The organism is Streptomyces sp. NPDC046465 (genome assembly GCF_040646035.1).
GTDB lineage: Bacteria > Actinomycetota > Actinomycetes > Streptomycetales > Streptomycetaceae > Streptomyces.
Genome location: NZ_JBEYZK010000016.1, coordinates 1 through 17211, shown reverse-complemented (window position 1 = coordinate 17211; position 17211 = coordinate 1). Strand labels below are relative to the sequence as shown.

16 protein-coding genes are annotated in these 17211 nt (G+C 71.9%); 6 read left to right on the top strand and 10 right to left on the bottom strand.

Going from position 1 to position 17211, the window contains the following annotated elements; genetic code table 11:
- Positions 1 to 8: 8 nt before the first annotated feature.
- Positions 9 to 938: a polyphosphate kinase 2 gene (gene ppk2 / locus ABZ953_RS24635; RefSeq protein WP_361727738.1), complete on the bottom strand. Its 930-nt coding sequence runs from the start codon at positions 936 to 938 to the stop codon at positions 9 to 11.
- Between the two features lie 259 nt (positions 939 to 1197).
- Between ppk2 and ABZ953_RS24630 the strand changes: the two genes are divergently transcribed.
- Both ABZ953_RS24630 and ABZ953_RS24625 read left to right on the top strand, forming a co-directional pair.
- A complete protein-coding gene (locus ABZ953_RS24630) occupies positions 1198 to 2121 on the top strand; it encodes an NADP-dependent oxidoreductase (protein ID WP_361727404.1) in 924 nt (307 codons plus the stop codon).
- Between the two features lie 94 nt (positions 2122 to 2215).
- Positions 2216 to 2716: an FBP domain-containing protein gene (locus tag ABZ953_RS24625; RefSeq protein ID WP_361727402.1), complete on the top strand. Its 501-nt coding sequence runs from the start codon at positions 2216 to 2218 to the stop codon at positions 2714 to 2716.
- Positions 2717 to 2746: 30 nt separating this feature from the next.
- Here the strand turns inward: ABZ953_RS24625 and ABZ953_RS24620 are convergent, their stop codons facing one another.
- Positions 2747 to 3136, bottom strand: coding sequence for a (2Fe-2S) ferredoxin domain-containing protein (locus ABZ953_RS24620; RefSeq protein WP_361727401.1), 390 nt, complete (start codon positions 3134 to 3136; stop codon positions 2747 to 2749).
- 59 nt (positions 3137 to 3195) lie between these two features.
- Positions 3196 to 4536 carry a 6-phospho-beta-glucosidase gene (locus tag ABZ953_RS24615; RefSeq protein WP_361727399.1) on the bottom strand — a complete coding sequence of 447 codons (1341 nt, stop codon included), beginning with the start codon at positions 4534 to 4536 and terminating at the stop codon, positions 3196 to 3198.
- Between the two features lie 195 nt (positions 4537 to 4731).
- Between ABZ953_RS24615 and ABZ953_RS24610 the strand changes: the two genes are divergently transcribed.
- Positions 4732 to 5538 carry a hypothetical protein gene (locus tag ABZ953_RS24610; protein ID WP_361727736.1) on the top strand — a complete coding sequence of 269 codons (807 nt, stop codon included), beginning with the start codon at positions 4732 to 4734 and terminating at the stop codon, positions 5536 to 5538.
- Between the two features lie 67 nt (positions 5539 to 5605).
- Positions 5606 to 6904 carry an MFS transporter gene (locus ABZ953_RS24605; RefSeq protein ID WP_361727397.1) on the top strand — a complete coding sequence of 433 codons (1299 nt, stop codon included), beginning with the start codon at positions 5606 to 5608 and terminating at the stop codon, positions 6902 to 6904.
- Here ABZ953_RS24605 and ABZ953_RS24600 read toward each other — a convergent pair.
- The 4 genes from ABZ953_RS24600 to ABZ953_RS24585 form a co-directional block, all read right to left on the bottom strand.
- Positions 6893 to 7414, bottom strand: coding sequence for a thioesterase family protein (locus tag ABZ953_RS24600; RefSeq protein WP_361727395.1), 522 nt, complete (start codon positions 7412 to 7414; stop codon positions 6893 to 6895). The genes ABZ953_RS24605 and ABZ953_RS24600 overlap by 12 nt on opposite strands.
- On the bottom strand, positions 7411 to 8367 hold the full coding sequence (locus ABZ953_RS24595; protein ID WP_361727393.1) for a 3-hydroxyacyl-CoA dehydrogenase NAD-binding domain-containing protein: 957 nt from the start codon (positions 8365 to 8367) through the stop codon (positions 7411 to 7413). The genes ABZ953_RS24600 and ABZ953_RS24595 overlap by 4 nt, the downstream gene beginning before the upstream one ends.
- 79 nt (positions 8368 to 8446) lie before the next feature.
- The gene (locus ABZ953_RS24590) at positions 8447 to 9340 is read right to left on the bottom strand and encodes a 3-keto-5-aminohexanoate cleavage protein (protein WP_361727391.1); all 894 of its coding nucleotides are present in this window, start codon (positions 9338 to 9340) and stop codon (positions 8447 to 8449) included.
- A gap of 92 nt (positions 9341 to 9432) precedes the next feature.
- Positions 9433 to 10296 carry a TetR/AcrR family transcriptional regulator gene (locus ABZ953_RS24585; protein ID WP_361727389.1) on the bottom strand — a complete coding sequence of 288 codons (864 nt, stop codon included), beginning with the start codon at positions 10294 to 10296 and terminating at the stop codon, positions 9433 to 9435.
- Between the two features lie 307 nt (positions 10297 to 10603).
- Between ABZ953_RS24585 and ABZ953_RS24580 the strand changes: the two genes are divergently transcribed.
- Entirely contained in the window at positions 10604 to 12502 is a 1899-nt protein-coding gene (locus ABZ953_RS24580) for an NAD-binding protein (RefSeq protein ID WP_361727734.1), read from the top strand.
- A gap of 10 nt (positions 12503 to 12512) precedes the next feature.
- On the opposite strand, the gene ABZ953_RS24575 is transcribed toward ABZ953_RS24580, so the two are convergent.
- From ABZ953_RS24575 to ABZ953_RS24565, 3 genes are all read right to left on the bottom strand, one after another.
- Positions 12513 to 13364, bottom strand: coding sequence for a metallophosphoesterase (locus ABZ953_RS24575; RefSeq protein ID WP_361727733.1), 852 nt, complete (start codon positions 13362 to 13364; stop codon positions 12513 to 12515).
- 29 nt (positions 13365 to 13393) lie between these two features.
- Positions 13394 to 15040 (bottom strand): cytochrome bc complex cytochrome b subunit, encoded by a 1647-nt coding sequence (locus tag ABZ953_RS24570; RefSeq protein WP_361727387.1) that lies wholly within the window; start codon positions 15038 to 15040, stop codon positions 13394 to 13396.
- An 88-nt stretch (positions 15041 to 15128) separates the two neighbouring features.
- Positions 15129 to 17033, bottom strand: coding sequence for a GAF domain-containing protein (locus ABZ953_RS24565; protein WP_361727385.1), 1905 nt, complete (start codon positions 17031 to 17033; stop codon positions 15129 to 15131).
- Between ABZ953_RS24565 and ABZ953_RS24560 the strand changes: the two genes are divergently transcribed.
- On the top strand, positions 17032 to 17211 hold a 180-nt coding region (locus ABZ953_RS24560; RefSeq protein WP_361727383.1), incomplete at its 3' end, for a hypothetical protein. The genes ABZ953_RS24565 and ABZ953_RS24560 overlap by 2 nt on opposite strands.

Sequence of the window (17211 nt, the reverse complement as noted above, 5' to 3'; positions counted from 1 at the left end):
CCGCGGTCTCACGCGTGCGGGTGGCGGCCCGGCCCCCGTTCTTGGGGGGCGAGCTTGCTCGGTGAGAGGTCCGTGGCGTCCTCGCCCGGTTCGAGGAGCGTGTTGGCGGGGCCGATGATCAGCGGGTCGGCCTTGCCCACCGCCTCGGGGTCCTTCGCCTCGTAGTCGATCTGCAACAGGAGGTGGCGCATGGCCTCCAGGCGGCCTCGGCGCTTGTCGTTCGTCTTCACCACGGTCCACGGGGCGTGGGGCGTGTCCGTCGCGCGGAACATCTCCACCTTCGCGTAGGTGTAGGCGTCCCACAGGTCGAGCGAGGCGAGATCGGTGGAGGAGAGTTTCCACTGACGCACCGGGTCGACCTGCCGGATCGCGAAGCGCGTGCGCTGTTCGGCCCGGGAGACGGAGAACCAGAACTTGATGAGGATGACGCCGTCATCGGTGATCATCTTCTCGAACAGCGGGGCCTGTTCCAGGAAGTGCAGGTGCTCGCGGGGTGTGCAGAACCCCATCACCGGCTCGACGCCAGCGCGGTTGTACCAGGACCGGTCGAAGAAGACGATCTCGCCCGCGGACGGCAGCTGGGCGACGTACCGCTGGAAGTACCACTGACCGGCCTCGTGCCCGTTCGGCTTGTCCAGCGCCACCGTTCGCGCGCCGCGCGGGTTCATGCGCTCGGTGAACCGTTTGATCGTGCCGCCCTTGCCGGCCGCGTCACGCCCCTCGCACAGCACGACGACGCGCCGCCCCTGCTCGCGCACCGACTTCTGCAGCTTCAGGAGCTCGATCTGGAGTATCCGCTTGTGCCGCTCGTACGTCCTGCGGCTCAGCTTCTCCGTGTACGGGTAGTTCTCCCGCCAGCTCTGCAGGGGGCGCCCCTGCTGGTCGAGGAGCACAGGGCGCTCGGGGCGGGTGTCGTCCACGGACAGCCCGTCGAGCAGATCGTCTCCGTTCCCATCAGTCCCATCAGTCCCACCAGTCCCATCAGTCCCGTCGGTCGGCACCACCGCGTCGGCCTCTCCCTCGCACGCTCCCTCGCCCGTTCACTCGACAGCTTGCCCCCAGGACCGCGGCTCAGCACCCGCGGACCGGGAATAGCCGGAGGATCTTGGTGGTCGTCATGGGTATGAGCCGACGGACGGACGCGCGAGCGTCGGACGGTCGGCAGGTGAGCGGAGAGAGTCGGAGAGAGGGAGCCAGATGCCCAAGGCGTACGGATTCACCGCACACGGCGGTCCCGAGGTGGAGGCCTTCCTCGACCTCGCGAAGCCGGAGCCCGGCCCCGGGCAGCTGCTCGTGGCGGTCCGCGCGGCCGGGGTGAACCCGGTCGACTGGAAGCTGCGGGCGGGCAAACAGCGGCCCGGCCAGGCGCCCCTGAGCGGCCCGGAGGTCCTGGGCAGCGAGGTCGCGGGCACCGTGGAGCGGGTCGGGGCCGGGGTCGAGGGGTTCGGGCCCGGCGACCCGGTGTTCGGCAATCCGGTCACCGGCGGGTACGCGGAGTTCACGCTGATCCCCGCCGACATCGCCGCGCACAAGCCGGACAACCTCTCCTTCACGGATGCGGCGGTGCTGCCCGTCGCGGCGGCGACCGCGTACGACGGGCTGCGGCAGCTCGATCTGCCCGCGGGGGCGACGCTGCTGATCACCGGGGCCGGCGGTGGCGTCGGGGTGGCCGCGGCCCAGCTCGCCCGGCACTTCGGGCTGCGCGTGGTGGGCACGGCGAGCGCCGCCAAGAAGGAGTTCGTCGAGTCGCTCGGCGCGGTGCACGTGCCGCCGGGGCCACGGCTCGCCGAGCGCGTCCGGGAGGCGGCGCCGGGACACCGCGTCGACGCGGTCTTCGACCTGGTCGGCGGCGCGGACCTCGCCGAACTCGCGGAGCTCCTGACCGACCGCGCGAAGCTGATCACTGCGGCGGCCAAGGAGGCCGTGGCGGAGCTGGGCGGCGCCCCCGTCGCGCGGGCCCGCACGTCGGCGGTCCTGGACGAGGTCGCGCTCCTCGCCGCGGCGGGCGTGCTGCGCCCGCACGTGACGGCGACGTATCCCCTGGACCGCGCGGACGAGGCCCTGCGCGCGGTGGAGGGCGGTCACGCGCGGGGCAAGGTCGTGATCGAGGTGTCCGCGTGACGCGGGGCGCGGGCGCCCGAGGGAGCGGCGGCGGGAGCGGCGGCGGGAGAAAATGGCGCGACGGCCCGACCAGGCCGTTGATACCTTCCGGATCATGAAGTCCGTCAGTGAGAACGAGATCCGCGCGTCCTTCGTCAACTGTTCCAAGGGCGAGGCCCGCAGGCTCACCCTCCCTGTCGGTTTCGCCGACACCGCCTGGTCCGACCTGGACTTTCTCGGCTGGCGCGACCCCAAGGCGCCCGACCGCGGCTATGTGGTGACGTGGCGGGACGACGAGCCCGTGGGCATCGCCCTGCGCGCCTCGACCGGGGCGCGCAAGAGCCTGCTCAAGTCCAGCATCTGCTCGGTGTGCGTGACGCCGCAGTCCGGTTCCGGTATCACGCTGCTCGTGGCCCCGAAGGCGGGCACGGCGGGCCGTCAGGGCAACTCCGTCGGCATGTACATCTGCGCGGACCTGGCCTGCTCCCTCTACGTACGCGGGAAGAAGACCACGGCGCTGGCCCGCCGCATGGAGGAGAGCCTCACGTTGGAGGAGCAGAACGCCAGGACCCTGCGGAACCTGGACGGCTTCCTGGACCAGGTCCTCGCCGGCTAGGGCGAGAAGCACCCAAGGCCACCCAAGGCCCTATACCGCGCGCGGATCCACCATCTGGAGCGCGAGCGCGGCCGACGGCTCGGCCAGGCCTGGGCCGCCCGCGGCGGCCCAGGTGAGTATTCCTTCGAGCGACTCGTCGTCCGTGACGAAGCCGACCCAGGCCGCCCGGCCGCCCCGCCTTCGCCCCTCGTACGAGGGCTGGACCACGACGATGTTGGCCTGCCCGCACGGCCCGAGGCAGTCGCTCGTGCGCACCGCGAACCGGCCCCGCGAGGCCGCCGCCGCGGAGCGCATCCGCTCCAGCTGCCAGGCGTGGTCGATGCCGGGGTTCTTGCGCGCGTCACCGCAGCAGCAGCCCCGGCACACGACGAGCGTGCAGGGGCGGCGGGCGGCGGCACCGATGGAGACGACGGGACTCATGTCGTGATCATCTCAGGTACCGGAAGGGCCTGATCATCTCAGGTGCCGGAAGGGCCTGATCATCTCAGGTACGCGAGCCCCGGATGCACACCCCGGTACCCCTCCACGAGCCGCCGCGCGACCGTCACGGAGTCGACGAGCGGGTGCAGCGCGAACGCCTTGACGGCGGTGGCCGACGAACCGCTCTCGACCGCCGCGAGCACCTCGCGCTCGACTGCCTTGACCGCGCACACCAGGCCGGTGGCATGGCCGGGCAGCGGGGCCACCGACATGGGGTGGGCGCCGTTGGCGTCGACGGAGCAGGGCACCTCGATCACGGCGTCCGCGTCGAGGGCGGCGAGGGTCGTGCCGTTGCGGACGTTGAGGATGAGGGTGGCCCGCTCGTCGCGCGCGATGGCCCGCATCAGGGCGAGGGCGACCTTCTCGTACCCCCCGGACTCCAGGTCCTCCTCGGCCCGCTCCCCCACGCCCGCCGCTTCCCTGTTCTCCGCCATGTACGCCGCCTCGCGCTCGGCGAGGGTGTCGTTCCAGGTCTTGAGGGCGGGGGTCCCGGGGCTGCGCATCTCGTCGTAGAAGCGGGCCTGTTGGGAGTGGAGGAAGGCGCCGCGGGTCCGTTCGGCCTGCTGGTAGGCGCGGACGGTGTCGCGGTTGAAGTAGTAGTAGTGCAGGTATTCGTTGGGGATCATGCCGAGCGTCTGCAGCCAGTCGGCGCCGAACAGCCTGCCCTGCTCGAAGGAGCCGAGGAGCCCGCGGTCGGCGAGCAGGCGCGGCAGTTCGTCGCGGCCCGCGATGTGCAGCCCGCGCAGCCAGCCGAGGTGGTTGAGGCCCACGTAGTCGATGAAGGCCTCGTCGGGGTTGCCGCCGAGCACCTGCGCGACCCGGCGGCCGAGGCCCACGGGCGAGTCGCAGATGCCGATGACGCGGTCGCCCAGGTAACGGGCCATGGCTTCGGTGACCAGGCCCGCGGGGTTGGTGAAGTTGATGACCCAGGCGTCGGGGGCGAGCCGGGCGACGCGGCGCGCGATGTCGACGGCGACGGGCACGGTGCGCAGCCCGTACGCGATGCCGCCCGCGCCGACCGTCTCCTGCCCGAGGACGCCCTCGGCGAGGGCGACGCGCTCGTCGGCGGCGCGCCCCTCCAGGCCGCCGACGCGGATCGCGGAGAAGACGAAGTCGGCGCCGCGCAGCGCCTCGTCGAGGTCGGTCGTGGCGGTGACGGTGGGCGCGTCAGGGGCCCCGTCGGCCTGCTCGGCGAGGACCCGGGTGACGGCGTCGAGCCGGGCGCCGTCCAGGTCGTGCAGGACGACGTCGGTGACGCGGCCCTCGGCGCGGTCGCCGAGGAGGGCCCCGTACACGAGCGGCACGCGGAACCCGCCCCCGCCGAGAATTGCCAGTTTCACGTCTGAACCGCCTTCTGTCGGACCGGTACCACCGGTGTTCACGTTACGTACCGCACTTGGCCGGGCGTAACGCACGTCGCCGGGGCGCACGTTACGTACGATGACGCCGCAGCGTTCCGACCCCCACGGAGGTAGCGCCAGATGACCGTCTGGAAGGCATCAACCGCCCTGTTCGGCGCCGTCACTCTGGCGGTGATGACGGGCGGCGGCGCCTCGGCCGCGCCCGCCGCGCCGGGCGGCTGGCAGGAGTCCGGCACCTCGCACGTCAACTCGCTCACGGGAAGCCAGGGTCTTGCGAGCCGCGCGGACGGCAGCCTCGTCTACCGGGGCCTGGGTTCGATCCCCCTCGACCTGCGCATCAAGGGCTGGGGACACATAGGTGACCCGGACGTGGCGAACGGCCACACCTTCGACGCCTACCAGGGCGGCGACACCGCGCAGTCGAAGATGTACGCGGTCACGACGCCGGCCGGGCAGCGCTATCTCTACGAGCACAAGCTCGACGCGGGCGAGAAGCTCAACAACTCGTTCGCGGCCGTCTCGCCCGACAACCAGTGGCTGGTGTCCGGCGAATGGGGCGACCAGAACCGGCTCCAGGTCTTCCCCGCCCCGCTCCTCAACTCCTCGACCCCGCCCACCGGTGGCGCGCTCCCCCAGGCCGGGCAGATCTCGCTCGACAAGCCGGTCCGCGACGTCCAGGGCTGCGACTTCGTCTCCGGCTCCCGTCTGGTGTGCGCCTCGAACGACGCCTCCAAGGAGCTGTGGCCCGAGGACCGCCCGGTCCTCCAGGTCGATCTGGAGCGCCCGCTCGACGGCAAGCCGGTCACCGGCCACGTCACGAGCCTCTTCGCGGCGCCGCAGCGCAGCATCTGCTCCGGCACGTTCGAGACGGAGGGCATCGACTACGACTCCGCGCGCCGCACCCTGCGCGTCGAGGTGGTGCCGCCCGCGCCGTGCCTGCTGACGACGGCGGTGCACGCGTACACGCCGACGACCGGCTGAGCGCTCGCCCCGTCCGCCTGCCGGACAGGACGTGTGGGGCGCCGCGGCACAGGGGAAGGTCGTGATCATGACACAGCACGACCAGCAGGTGATGGCCACCGTCCCCGCTCCTGAGCGGCGCCCGATACGACAACTGCTCGCCGCTTCGGTCGGCAACGCCGTGGAGTGGTACGACTGGTACGCGTACACCTTCCTTGCCACGTACATCGCAGGCCAGGTCTTCCCCAAGAGTTCCGGCAACTCCCTCGTCCCGCTGCTCGCCACCTTCGCCGTCTTCGCGGTGGGCTTCTTCATGCGTCCCGTCGGCGGCCTGCTCATGGGCGCGGTCGCCGACCGGCGCGGCAGGCGCGCCGCGCTGACCGTCACCATCCTGCTCATGGGCGGCAGCAGCCTGCTGGTCGGACTGACCCCCACATACGCGGCCGCGGGCGTGTTCGCCCCGGTCTTCCTGGTGCTCGCCCGGCTGCTCCAGGGTCTGTCGGTGGGCGGTGAGTTCGCCGCGTCGACGACGTTCCTCGTCGAGTCGGCGGGTCCCGGGCGGCGCGGCCTCTTCTCCAGTTTCCAGTACGTCTCCACGAGCGCGGGCCAGCTCGCGGCGTCCGGCATCGCGGCGCTCCTCGTCGCCACGCTCTCCGACGGGCAGATGGACGGCTGGGGCTGGCGGCTGCCCTTCCTGGCCGGTGCGGCGCTCAGCCTCGTGGGGTTCTGGATCAGGCAGGGCGCGCACGAGACCCACCGGGCGCCCGCCACCGACGACGACCGTCCCGGCCTGTTCGACGCGCTGCGCCACCACCCGCGCCAGTCCCTGCTGATCTGCGGCATCACGGCAGGCGGCACCCTCGCCTACTACACCTGGACGTCGTACCTGCCGACGTACGCCGAGCTGAACACGGACATCAGCAAGAGCCAGGCGCTCCTCGCGGGCACCCTCTCGCTGGCCTTCTTCGCGCTGCTCCAGCCGGTCGGCGGCCTGCTCTCGGACCGCGTGGGACGCAGGCCGCTGCTGCTCTTCTTCGGCATCGGCTTCGCCGTCCTGAGCGTGCCGCTGCTCAAGTCCCTCACCGGGTCGTTCACTTCGCTGCTGCTCGTGCAGGGTGCGGGGATGGTGCTGCTCACCGGGTTCACGTCGATCTCGGCGGCGGTGAACGCGGAGGTGTTCCCGGCAAGGGTCCGGGCGGCCGGGATCGGGTTTCCGTACTCGTTGACCGTGGCGCTGTTCGGCGGCACGGCCCCGTACATGGGAACGCTGTTCAAGGAGATCGGGTCTCCTGGGCTCTTTCCCGTGTACGTGGCCGTGCTCTGTGTCGTGTCCTCGCTCGTCTACCTGCGGCTGCCGGAGACGGCGCATCGGCCACTAGAGCGGTGAGGCTCGCCAGGGAGCCTTCACAACCGCCGAGATCGAGCGCCCCGCCCACTCCGGGGGCGTCTCCACCAAGTCCGTCAGGCGGTCGCGGATCTCGTCCGGGAACGGGGTCGTGCGGCCCGCGTTCTGGTCGACGTGGAGGGCGAGGATCTCCGTGGTCGCCACGGGGGCGGCGTCCGGCGCCGACTCGTCGCCCTCGGACTCGACCACGTACATCTCGTGCGTGAAGCGCGCCTTCTTGGCGTCGGCGCCCAGCATGCGGGTGCGGATGGCGAGTCGGGCGCCTTCGGAGACGTCGTTCAGGTACCGCACATGCGCCTCGACCGTATAGAGGGAGCAGCCGGTGGACTCGCGGTATCCGGCGTGCAGGCCCGTCTCGATCATCATGGCGTCAGTGGCGTAGCCGAAGACGAGGACGTAGAAGGCCTCGCTCATATGGCCGTTGTAGTCGATCCACTCGGGCCTGACGGTCCGGTGCAGCAGGGGCAGGGACACGGGCAGGGGCTCGCTCACTTCGTGCCTCCGTTCAGGCGGCCCGTGGCGCGCAGGACGTCGATGACGCCCTGGTCGCGCTCGGCGACGAGGTCCGCGATGGTGCGGCCGTCCGCCTCCTCGTCGCACCCAGCGACGACGGCGTCGTACAGCTTCTTGTCGAGTTCGGGCGCTTCGAGGCGCGTCCACGGCGACTTCAGGGACGGGCCGAAGTGGTCGAGCATGTGGGCCATGCCGCCCTCGCCGCCCGCGAGCGCGAAGGTGAGCATGGGGCCCATGAACGCCCAGCGCAGTCCGGGGCCCTCGGTGATGGAGTCGTCGATCTCCTGGACCGTGGCCTCGCCGTTGGCGACCATGTGCAGGGCCTCGCGCCACAGGGCCTCCTGCAGGCGGTTGGCGATGAAGCCGGGGACTTCGCTCTTCATCGTGATCACGGACTTGCCCGCGACCTCGTAGAAGCGGGACGCCCAGGTCACCGCGTCGGCGGCGGTCAGTTCGCCGCCGACGACCTCGACGAGGGGGATCAGGTACGGCGGGTTGAAGGGGTGCCCGACGACGAGGCGGCCCGGGGTGGCGGCCTCGGTCTGCATGTCGGTCATCGGGTAGCCGGAGGTGGAGGAGGCGATGACGACACCGGCGGGCGCGGCGGCGTCCAGCTTCGCGAGCAGGTCGCGCTTGAGTTCCAGCTTCTCGGGGGCGCTCTCCTGCACGAACTGCGCGTCGGCGACGGCCTCTTCGAGGGTCGCGGTGACGGTGAGACGGTCCTGCGACGCGCCGTCGGCGAGGCCGAGCTGGGTGAGGGCGGGCCAGGCGGCGTCGACGAGCCGCCGCAGCTTCTGCTCGGCGCCGGGTGCCGGGTCCCACGCGGTGACGTCGTAGCCGCGCGCCAGGAAGTGGGCGACCCAGCCGCCGCCGATGACACCGGCGCCTATGCAGGCGACGCGGCGGACGTCCTCAGGGGTGGTGTTGCTCATGGTGATGTCCTCTGTGGGGGGGCAGGCATGGGGGGGCAGTTGTAGGGCGGGCAGTCGTGGGGCGGGCAGTCGTGGGGCTTCAGGGCCGGGGCTTCAGGCCCAGCTTCTGGCGGGCCTCGTCCGGCGTGGCGACGCGCGAGCCGAGGTTCTCGGTGATCTGGACGGCACGCTCGACGAGCTGCCCGTTCGTCGCCTTGTTGCCCTTGCCGAGGTAGAGGTTGTCCTCGAGGCCGACGCGGACCTGGCCGCCGAGCAGGATGGACTGCGCGACCCACGGCATCTGCATGCGGCCGAGCGCGAAGCTGGCCCACTGGGCGCCCTCGGGAAGCATGTTGACCATGGACTGCAGGACGCCCGGGTCGGCGGGGGCGCCCCACGGCACGCCCATGCAGAGCTGGAAGACGGTCGGGTCGTCGAGCAGCCCCTCGGCGAGGAGCTGCTTGGCGAACCAGAGCTGGCCGGTGTCGAAGATCTCCAGCTCGGGGCGGACACCGAGCTCCTGGATGCGCTTCGCGCCCTGCCGGAGCATGTCGGGGGTGGAGATGTAGAGGTTGCTGCCGTCGCCGAAGTTGAGGGAGCCGCAGTCCAGGGTGCAGATGTCGGGGAGCAGGTCCTCGACGTGCGGGAGCCGGTCGAGGCCGCTGACGAGGTCGGTGCCGGGGAGGTGCTTGAGCGGCTCGTCCGGGTCGATGACGAGGTCGCCGCCCATGCCCGCCGTCAGGTTGATGACGACGTCGGTGCCGGTCTCCTTGATGCGTTCGACGACCTCGCGGTAGAGCCGCGGGTCGCGGGAGGGGTCGCCGGTCTCGGGGTCGCGGACGTGGATGTGCACGACGGCGGCGCCCGCCTCGGCGGCCTCGACCGCCGAGGCGGCTATCTGCTCGGGCGTCACGGGCACGTGCGGGCTCTTGCGCACGGTGTCGCCCGCGCCGGTCAGGGCGCAGGTAATGATGACGTTGTCGTTCACGGGCATGCGGAACTCTCCCTCGGGGGTGGGATGTTGTGTTGGGTGCGCGGGCTGCTTTCGTACGAGGAGTTCCTACGAGAGGTTCGTACGCGAGGTTCCTACGAAAGGTTCGTACGAGAAGTCAGTGCGGTCAGCGTCGCGTCCACGTAAGCGGTGAGGGCCTCGTGCATGTCGTCGGGGCTTGTGCCGGGGCCGTCGGGGGCCGAGGCGAGCACCTGGGTGGCGAGCCCGTCGATGAGCGCGGTCAGGCGCAGCGCGGCGGACTCGGGCTCCGCGGGGCGGAAGACGCCCCCGTCGATGCCGCGGCGGATGACGTCGGCGACGGTGGTGCGCCACTGCCGGTAGTAGTCGGCGTGCAGCCTTCCCACGGCGGTGGAGCGGGCGGCCTCCGCCCACAGGTCGAGCCAGACGCTCCACTGCCAGCGCTGCTGCGGGGTGCGGGGGATCTGCAGTTCGATGAGCTGCCGCAGTTCGTCGGCGGTGTCGGCGGCGTCCGCGATCCGGGCCGCACGGCGCGCCGTGTCCTCGTCCATGCACCAGCGCACGGCGGCTTCGAGCAGGTCGTCGCGGCCCGGGAAGTGGTAGTGGATGGCGGCGGTGCTCGTGCTGCAGGCCGCGGCGATGTCCTGGACGCGGACGGCGTGGAAGCCGCGCTCCGCGATGAGGCGCACGGTCTCGCGGACGATCTGCAGGGGACGGCCGCCCTCGGGGGTCACGGCGCGCTCGCGCCGCGCGGCCGGTTCCTGGGCGCGGGCGGCGGCGCCGAGCAGCCAGCCCGCGTCGACCCCGCCCGTGTCCGCGATGCGGGCGAGCTCCGCCGCCGTGAAGCGCCGGGTGCCGCCCAGCGAGCGGGAGAGCTTGGAGGGGTCCATGACGATGCGGCGCGCGAACTCGCGCTGGGTCACACCGGCGTCGGCGATCACCTTGCGGACGCGGTCCGCTACCTCGGGGTCGTACTGCATGGTCGTCGACCCTACCCGCGCGTTGCGACAAACGCAACGCAGAGACGAGCACATCTCCCTCTTTACCGCCACCTATACCAGCGACTACATGGGCACTGGACAGGCATTGCGATTCTGACTGATGGCTCAGTCAGAGGCATCATGCCCTGTCGACATGGGCTCCCCGAAGCAGTGGGCGCGGCCGTGCGCCGAACTCGCCGTGCGGCTCGACTCGGGGAACCGTCCGGCCCCATGAGGCACTCTTCCTTCTGTGTCGCACGCATCTTCGCTCCCCCCACAGCGCCCGCCGCTGCCCGCATCCGGCCACATGGTCGTGTGCGGCGGTGACAACGTCCTGGCCCACCGGCTCGCCGCCGAACTCCGCGGTGTCTACGGCGAACAGGTCGTCCTCGTCCTGCCGCCCGGGGGCGGTGAGCCGAGCCGGCTGACGGGGAGAGCCCGGACGACCGCACTGATCGGACGTATCACGGCCGCGGTGTCACGCACCACCGGCAACGGGAGCGGGTCCGCGAACGGCAACGGAAGCGGGTCCGGGCAGGGTGAGGGCGGCGGCGCGGCCGACCTGCCGCGGACCCTGGAGGCCGCCGAGCTCAGCGATGACGTCCTCGCCGACGCGGGCGTCCCGCAGGCCGCCGCCCTCGCCCTCATGCACGACGACGACGAGACCAACATCCGCACCGCGCTTGCCGCGCGACGGCTCAATCCCCGGCTGCGGCTCGTGATCCGGCTCTACAACCGCAAGCTGGGCCAGCACCTGGAGCAGTTGCTCGACCAGGCCGCCGCCGTGGCGGGCCTCGCCACCACCGATGCCACCGTCACCGTGCTGTCCGACGCGGACACCGCCGCCCCGGCGCTCGCGGCCACCGCGGTCGCCGGGACCAGCAAGGTCGTACACGCCTATGGGCTGCTCCTGCGCGCGGTGGAGCGCACGCCCCCGGCGCCGGGTGAGGTGGCGCCGCGTGGCCTCGCCACCCTCGCGCTGCTCTCGTCCACCGCCAACGACCCGGCGGGAGCGGAGGGTTCCGACGACGCGGACGTCGGCGCGGGGCCCCGGCTGCTGCCCGACGACGAGGCCGTGGCCGCCGCCCCGGGCCGTGGCGCACTCGTCCTGGAGGCCGTCTCGTACTCGGGGAGCATCCCGCCGCCCGGGTTCCTCGCGGGGCGGGGCGTGCCGCTGCGCCAGCTGTTCTCGCGGCGGCTGCGCTGGTCGGTGGCCGGGTTCGCGGCGGCCGTCGTCGGCATGGCCATCGCGTCGATCGTCACGACCGAGGACACCACCCCGCTGCACGCCACCTATCTGACGCTCCTCGACCTGTTCTCCATCAACGACCCGGCCACGGACGGGCCGATGAGCCGCCAGGTCCTCCAGCTCCTCGCCGGTCTTGTCGGGCTGCTGCTCCTGCCGATCCTCTTCGCCGCCGTCCTTGAGGCCCTCGGCACCTTCCGCACCGCCTCCTCCCTGCGCCGGCCGCCCCGCGGCCTCTCGGGCCACGTCGTCCTGCTCGGCCTCGGCAAGATCGGCACCCGCGTGCTCGCCCGGCTGCGCGAGCTGGACATCCCCGTGGTGTGCGTGGAGGCCGACCCCGAGGCGCGCGGCATCTCCCTGGCGCGGCGGCTGCGCGTACCCACCGTGATCGGTGACGTGACGGAGGAGGGCGTCCTGGAGGCGGCCAAGGTGCACCGCGCGCACGCGCTGCTCGCGCTGACCAGCGCGGACACCATAAATCTCGAAGCGGCCCTGTACGCACGGTCGGTGAAGCCCGATCTGCGGGTGGCGCTGCGGCTCTACGACGACGAGTTCGCGACCGCCGTCTACCGCACCCTGCGCGCCGCCCACCCGAACGCCCTCACCCGCAGCCGCAGCGTCTCCGCGCTGGCCGCGCCCGCGTTCGCCGGGGCGATGATGGGCCGGCAGATCCTGGGCGCGCTTCCCGTGGAGCGTTCCGTGCTGCTCTTCGCCGCGCTGGACGTCTCGTTGCAGCCACAGCTGACGGGCCGCAGGATCGCCGACGTCTTCCGACCGGGGGCGTGGCGCGTCGTCGCGCTGGAGCGCTCGTCCGACCAAGGCCCCGATCTCCCCTCCGGCCTGCAGTGGGAGCTCGACCCGGAGTACGAACTGCGCCCCGAGGACCGCGTCGTCCTTGCCGCGACCCGCCAAGGTCTGGCCGAACTCCTCGCCCGCAGGCCGCTTCCCGCGCGGCCCTGACCGGCCCGGGTCAGCCCTCCTCGGGCACCGGCAGGACCTGCCGCAGATGGGGATCGGGGTGGAAGTCCCTGCGCCACTCGCGCGGATAGCCGACGGACGCCTCGATGTGGGGCACTCCGTCGTGCACGGTGGTGCGTGGGATGTGCAGGTGGCCGTAGACGACGGCGGCCGCCTCGTACTTCACGTGCCAGTCGGCGGAGCGCTCGGTGCCGCACCACAGGGCGAACTCGGGGTAGCGCAGGATGCGGGTGGGTTCGCGCAGCAGCGGCCAGTGGTTGATCAGGACGGTCGGCAGCCCCGCGGGCCGCTCGGCGAGCCGCTCCTCGGTGTACTTGACCCGGGCGCGGGACCAGTCGTCGCGGGTCGCGTACGGGTCGGGGTGCAGGAAGTACTCGTCCGTGCAGACCACGCCCGCCTCGTGGGCGACCTCAAGGGCCTGCTCCTTCGTGTGCGTGCCCTCGGGGCGGAAGGTGTAGTCGTAGAGGAGGAAGAGCGGGGCGACCGTGACCGGGCCGCCCGCGCCGCGCCACACGGGGTAGGGGTCCTCGGGCGTCGCCACGCCCAACTCGCGGCAGAGTTCGACGATGTGCCGGTACCGCTCCTCACCGCGCAGCTGGACCGGGTCGTCCTTGGGCGTCCACAGCTCGTGGTTGCCCGGCGACCACACCACCTTGGCGAAGCGCCCGGCGAGCGTGCGCAGCGTCCACTCGATGTCGGCCATGCGCTCGGCGACGTCGCCGGCGACTATCAGCCAGTCCCCGTCCGACTGGGGCCGGATGGTCTCGGTGTACTTCCTGTTCTCCGCGTACGCCACGTGCAGGTCGCTGATCGCCAGCAGTTTCGGGGTCTTCTCGGATGCCATCACGCTGCGAGGCTAACCGAGCCGCACGGTCAGTGGTGGTCGCCCTCACCTCGCTGGACCGCCAGGTACTCCTCCTTCGTCGGCTTGGGCACCTGCGCCTTGGGGCCGTACATGGCGCGGGCGAGGCGGGCGCGCAGACGTTGGGACGCGGGGACCTTGCGGGTCACGCCGTTGGCGTCGACGAGGGGGCCGACCTCGTAGGGCCGGGGCTGTTCGTGCGCGGTCAGGCGGTACAGCTCGGACTGCGGAAGGCGTTCGTGGATCTCCACGTACTCGCCGTGCGGAAGGCGTTTGACGGTGCCCGTCTCCCGTCCGTGCAGCACCTTCTCCTGGTCCCTGCGCTGCAGACCGAGGCAGATCCGGTGGGTGACGAAGAAGGCGAGGACCGGCATCACGAAGAAGCTGATCCGCACGAACCACGTGATCGCGTTGATGGAGAGGTGGAAGTGGGTGGCCCACAGGTCGTTGCCGCCGCCGACCATCAGCACGCCGAACAGGGCGAGCCAGGCGACGCCGAGCCCGGTGCGCACGGGTGCGTTGCGCGGCCGGTCCGCGATGTGGTGCTCCCTCTTGTCCCCCTTGACCCAGGATTCGATGAACGGATAGACGCCGATGGCCAGCAGGATCAGCGGGAAGAGCGAGAAGGGGATGAAGACGCCCAGTTCGAGCGTGTGCCCCCAGGCGTTGATCTCCCAGCTGGGCATCACCCGGATCAGCCCCTCGGAGAAGCCCAGGTACCAGTCGGGTTGAGCGCCCGTGGAGACCATGTCGGGCCGGTAGGGGCCGATCGCGAAGACCGGGTTGATGGAGGCGACCGCGCCCATGATCGCGAGCACGCCGAAGACGAGGAAGAAGAAGCCACCGGCCTTGGCGATGTAGACGGGCAGGAGCGGCGCCCCGACCACGTTCTTCTCGGTTCTGCCGGGCCCCGCGAACTGGGTGTGCTTGTGGTAGAAGACCAGGATCAGATGGGCGACCACGAGCCCCAGCATGATGCCGGGGAGCAGCAGCACATGGATCGGGTAGAGCCGCGGGATGATGTCCTCCCCCGGGAATTCCCCGCCGAACAGGAAGAAGGAGAGGTACGTCCCCACGACGGGGGTGGCCAGGATGGCGCCCTGCGCGAAGCGGATGCCGGTGCCGGAGAGCATGTCGTCGGGGAGCGAGTAGCCGGTGAGGCCGGTGAGGATGGCGAGGAACAACAGGGTCCAGCCGAACAGCCAGTTGAGCTCGCGCGGCTTGCGGAACGCCCCGGTGAAGAACACCCGCATCATGTGCACGAGCATCCCGGCGACGAAGACGAGCGCGGCCCAGTGGTGGATCTGCCGGATGAGCAGGCCGCCGCGCACCTCCATGCTGATGTCCACGGTGGATTCGTACGCCCGGGAGACCAGGACGCCCTTGAGCGGCACGTACCGTCCGTCGTACGCGACTTCGGCCATGCTCGGGTCGAAGAACAGGGTGAGGTAGGTCCCGGTCAGGATGAGGATGATGAAGCTGTAGAGGCAGATCTCCCCGAACATGAACGACCAGTGGTCGGGAAAGATCTTGCGCATCTGGCTCTTGGCCAGGGAGTTGGTGCCGAGCCGCCCGTCCGCCCAGTCGGCGATCCGCTCCCCTTTGCCGAGCCGTACAGGTCGTGCATTCGTCCCGGTGCGCTCAGTGCGTCCGCTCATGCGACTCCCTTTCAGGCGGTTCCAGGGTAGGTCGCCCGGGTGCCGGATCCAACAGCCGCGGATGTGTCGACTCGCCGAGGGGTGGGGCTCAGGCCAGTGGCGTCAACCGGTGGAGGCGCAGGGCGAGTTGGATCTCCAGGCTGCGGGCAGGCGTGTTCCAGTCGTCGCCGAGGAGCCGCGCCACGCGTTCCAGCCGCTGCACCACGGTGTTCACGTGCACATGCAGCAGCGTCTTGGCCCTGGTGAGGCTGCGGTCCTGGCCGAAGTACGCCTCCAGGGTGCGCACCAACTCAGTACCGCGGTCGGTGTCGTAGTCCAGGACGGGGCCGAGGGTGGCCCTGATGTAGCCGCCCAGATCGGCCTGTTCGCCGATGAGCAGCCCGACGAAGCCGAGGTCCGCGAGGGTCGCGCCGTGGCCGGTGTGGCCAAGGGCTCGCAGCGCGGAGAGGCAGCGCAGGGCCTCGGCGTGCGCGCCGGGCAGTCCGGTGGGACCGGCCGCAGGGCCCGCCGCGCCCACGGTGACCGGGGCGCCCACGGCCTGTCCCAGCGCGGCGGCGAGTGCCTGGGCGTCGGTGCCTGGCGTGATGGCGGGGGTCACGATCACCACGTCGTCGTGGTGGAGTCCGGCAAGGCCGCTGTGGGCGCGGGCGGCACGGTGCGCCGCGGCGAGCAGCCGCGGCCGGGGCGCGCTCTCGCCGTGGGCGACGAACACCGCGTGCGGCCGGTCGAGGCGGACGCCGAGGCGGCGGGCGCGGCTCACCAGTCCTGCCGGGTCGCCGTTGGCTCCGAGCAGGTCGCCGAGGAGCTCGCCGCGTACCCGGTCCTCGGTCTCGGCGACCGACCGGCGAAGGAGCAGGAGCAGCGCGGTGACGACGCCCGCCCGCTCGAACAACCGCCGGTCGGCGTCGGCGAGTTCGGCCCGGCCGGTCAGGGCGATGCTGCCGAGCAGTTCGGGCCCCGCGAGGACCGCGCACACCCAAGTGCCGTCCTGCGGGACGGCGCGGCCGCTGGCGCGCGAGGCGGCGACGGCGGGCGCGGGCGGTGGCAGCGGTCCGGTGCCGGTGCGGGCCAGTTCGACACCGTCCGCGTCGTGGATGAGGGCCCCGCCGTCGAGGAGGGTGGCGATGCCGTCGGCCACGTCGCCCGCGCCGCCGCCCCGCAGGACGAGATCGGTGAGCTGGTCGTGGGCCTGCTCGGCGCGGCGCATGGCCCGACTGTGCGCGCGGATGGTCTCGGTGGCGGCGCCCAGGTCGACGAGCGCGGCGCGGGTCTCCTCCAGGAGGCGGGCCCCGTCGATGGCGATGGCGGCGTGGTCGGCGAGGGAGGAGAGCAGCACGATCTCCTCGGTCGCGAAGTCGCGGGCCGCGCGGTCGGCCGCGTACAGCACGCCGATGACGCGCGAGCCGAGGCGCAGCGGCACCCCGAGGATGGCCCGCAGCCCTTCCTGGAGGACGGCGCTGTCGATGGCGTCGGTGTGGTGGAAGCGGGGGTCCTGCTGGTAGTCGCCGGTGACGTAGGGGCGGGCTGTCTGGGCGACGAGCCCGCCGAGCCCCTCGCCCATGCCGAGCCGCAGCTGCTGGAAGGCGGCGGCGACACTGCCGTCGGTCACTCGCATGTAGGTGTCGCCCGCCGCCTCGTCGTTGAGGGAGAGGTAGGTGACGTCCGTGCCGAGGAGGAGTTTGGCGCGGCGCACGATGGCGCGCAGCACCGCGTCCGCGTCGCGCAGCGCCGCGAGGTCGCTCGCGGTGTCGAACAGTGCGGTGAGTTCGGCCTCGCGGCGGCGGTGCGTGCCCAGGGTGCGGTGGACGCGCAGCGCCACGTCGGTGGCGTCGTCGAGGGCGGCGAGGTCCTGGGCGGTGGCACCGGCCTCGCGGGCGCGGGCGGCGGGGCGCGCGAACTCCTCGGCGGGCGCGCCCCGGTCCAGCAGGTCGAGCAGACTGCGCAGGGCCGCCCGGGGTTCGGCGGGGTCCGCGCCCGTGGTGGTGGGAAGCATGGGGCGATGGTCCCCCGGCGGGGTGGGTGCGGTCGATGGCCTGTCGCGGATCCACCGCGTCGCCGTCGCGGGCGGCGGACGGACACGGCGGTGCCCGCCTCCGCTGCCCGAAGAAGGCGAAGCGGGCGGCGAAGTGCTCGTCCTCGTATGCGTCGGGGCCGGTCTGCGACAGCAGATC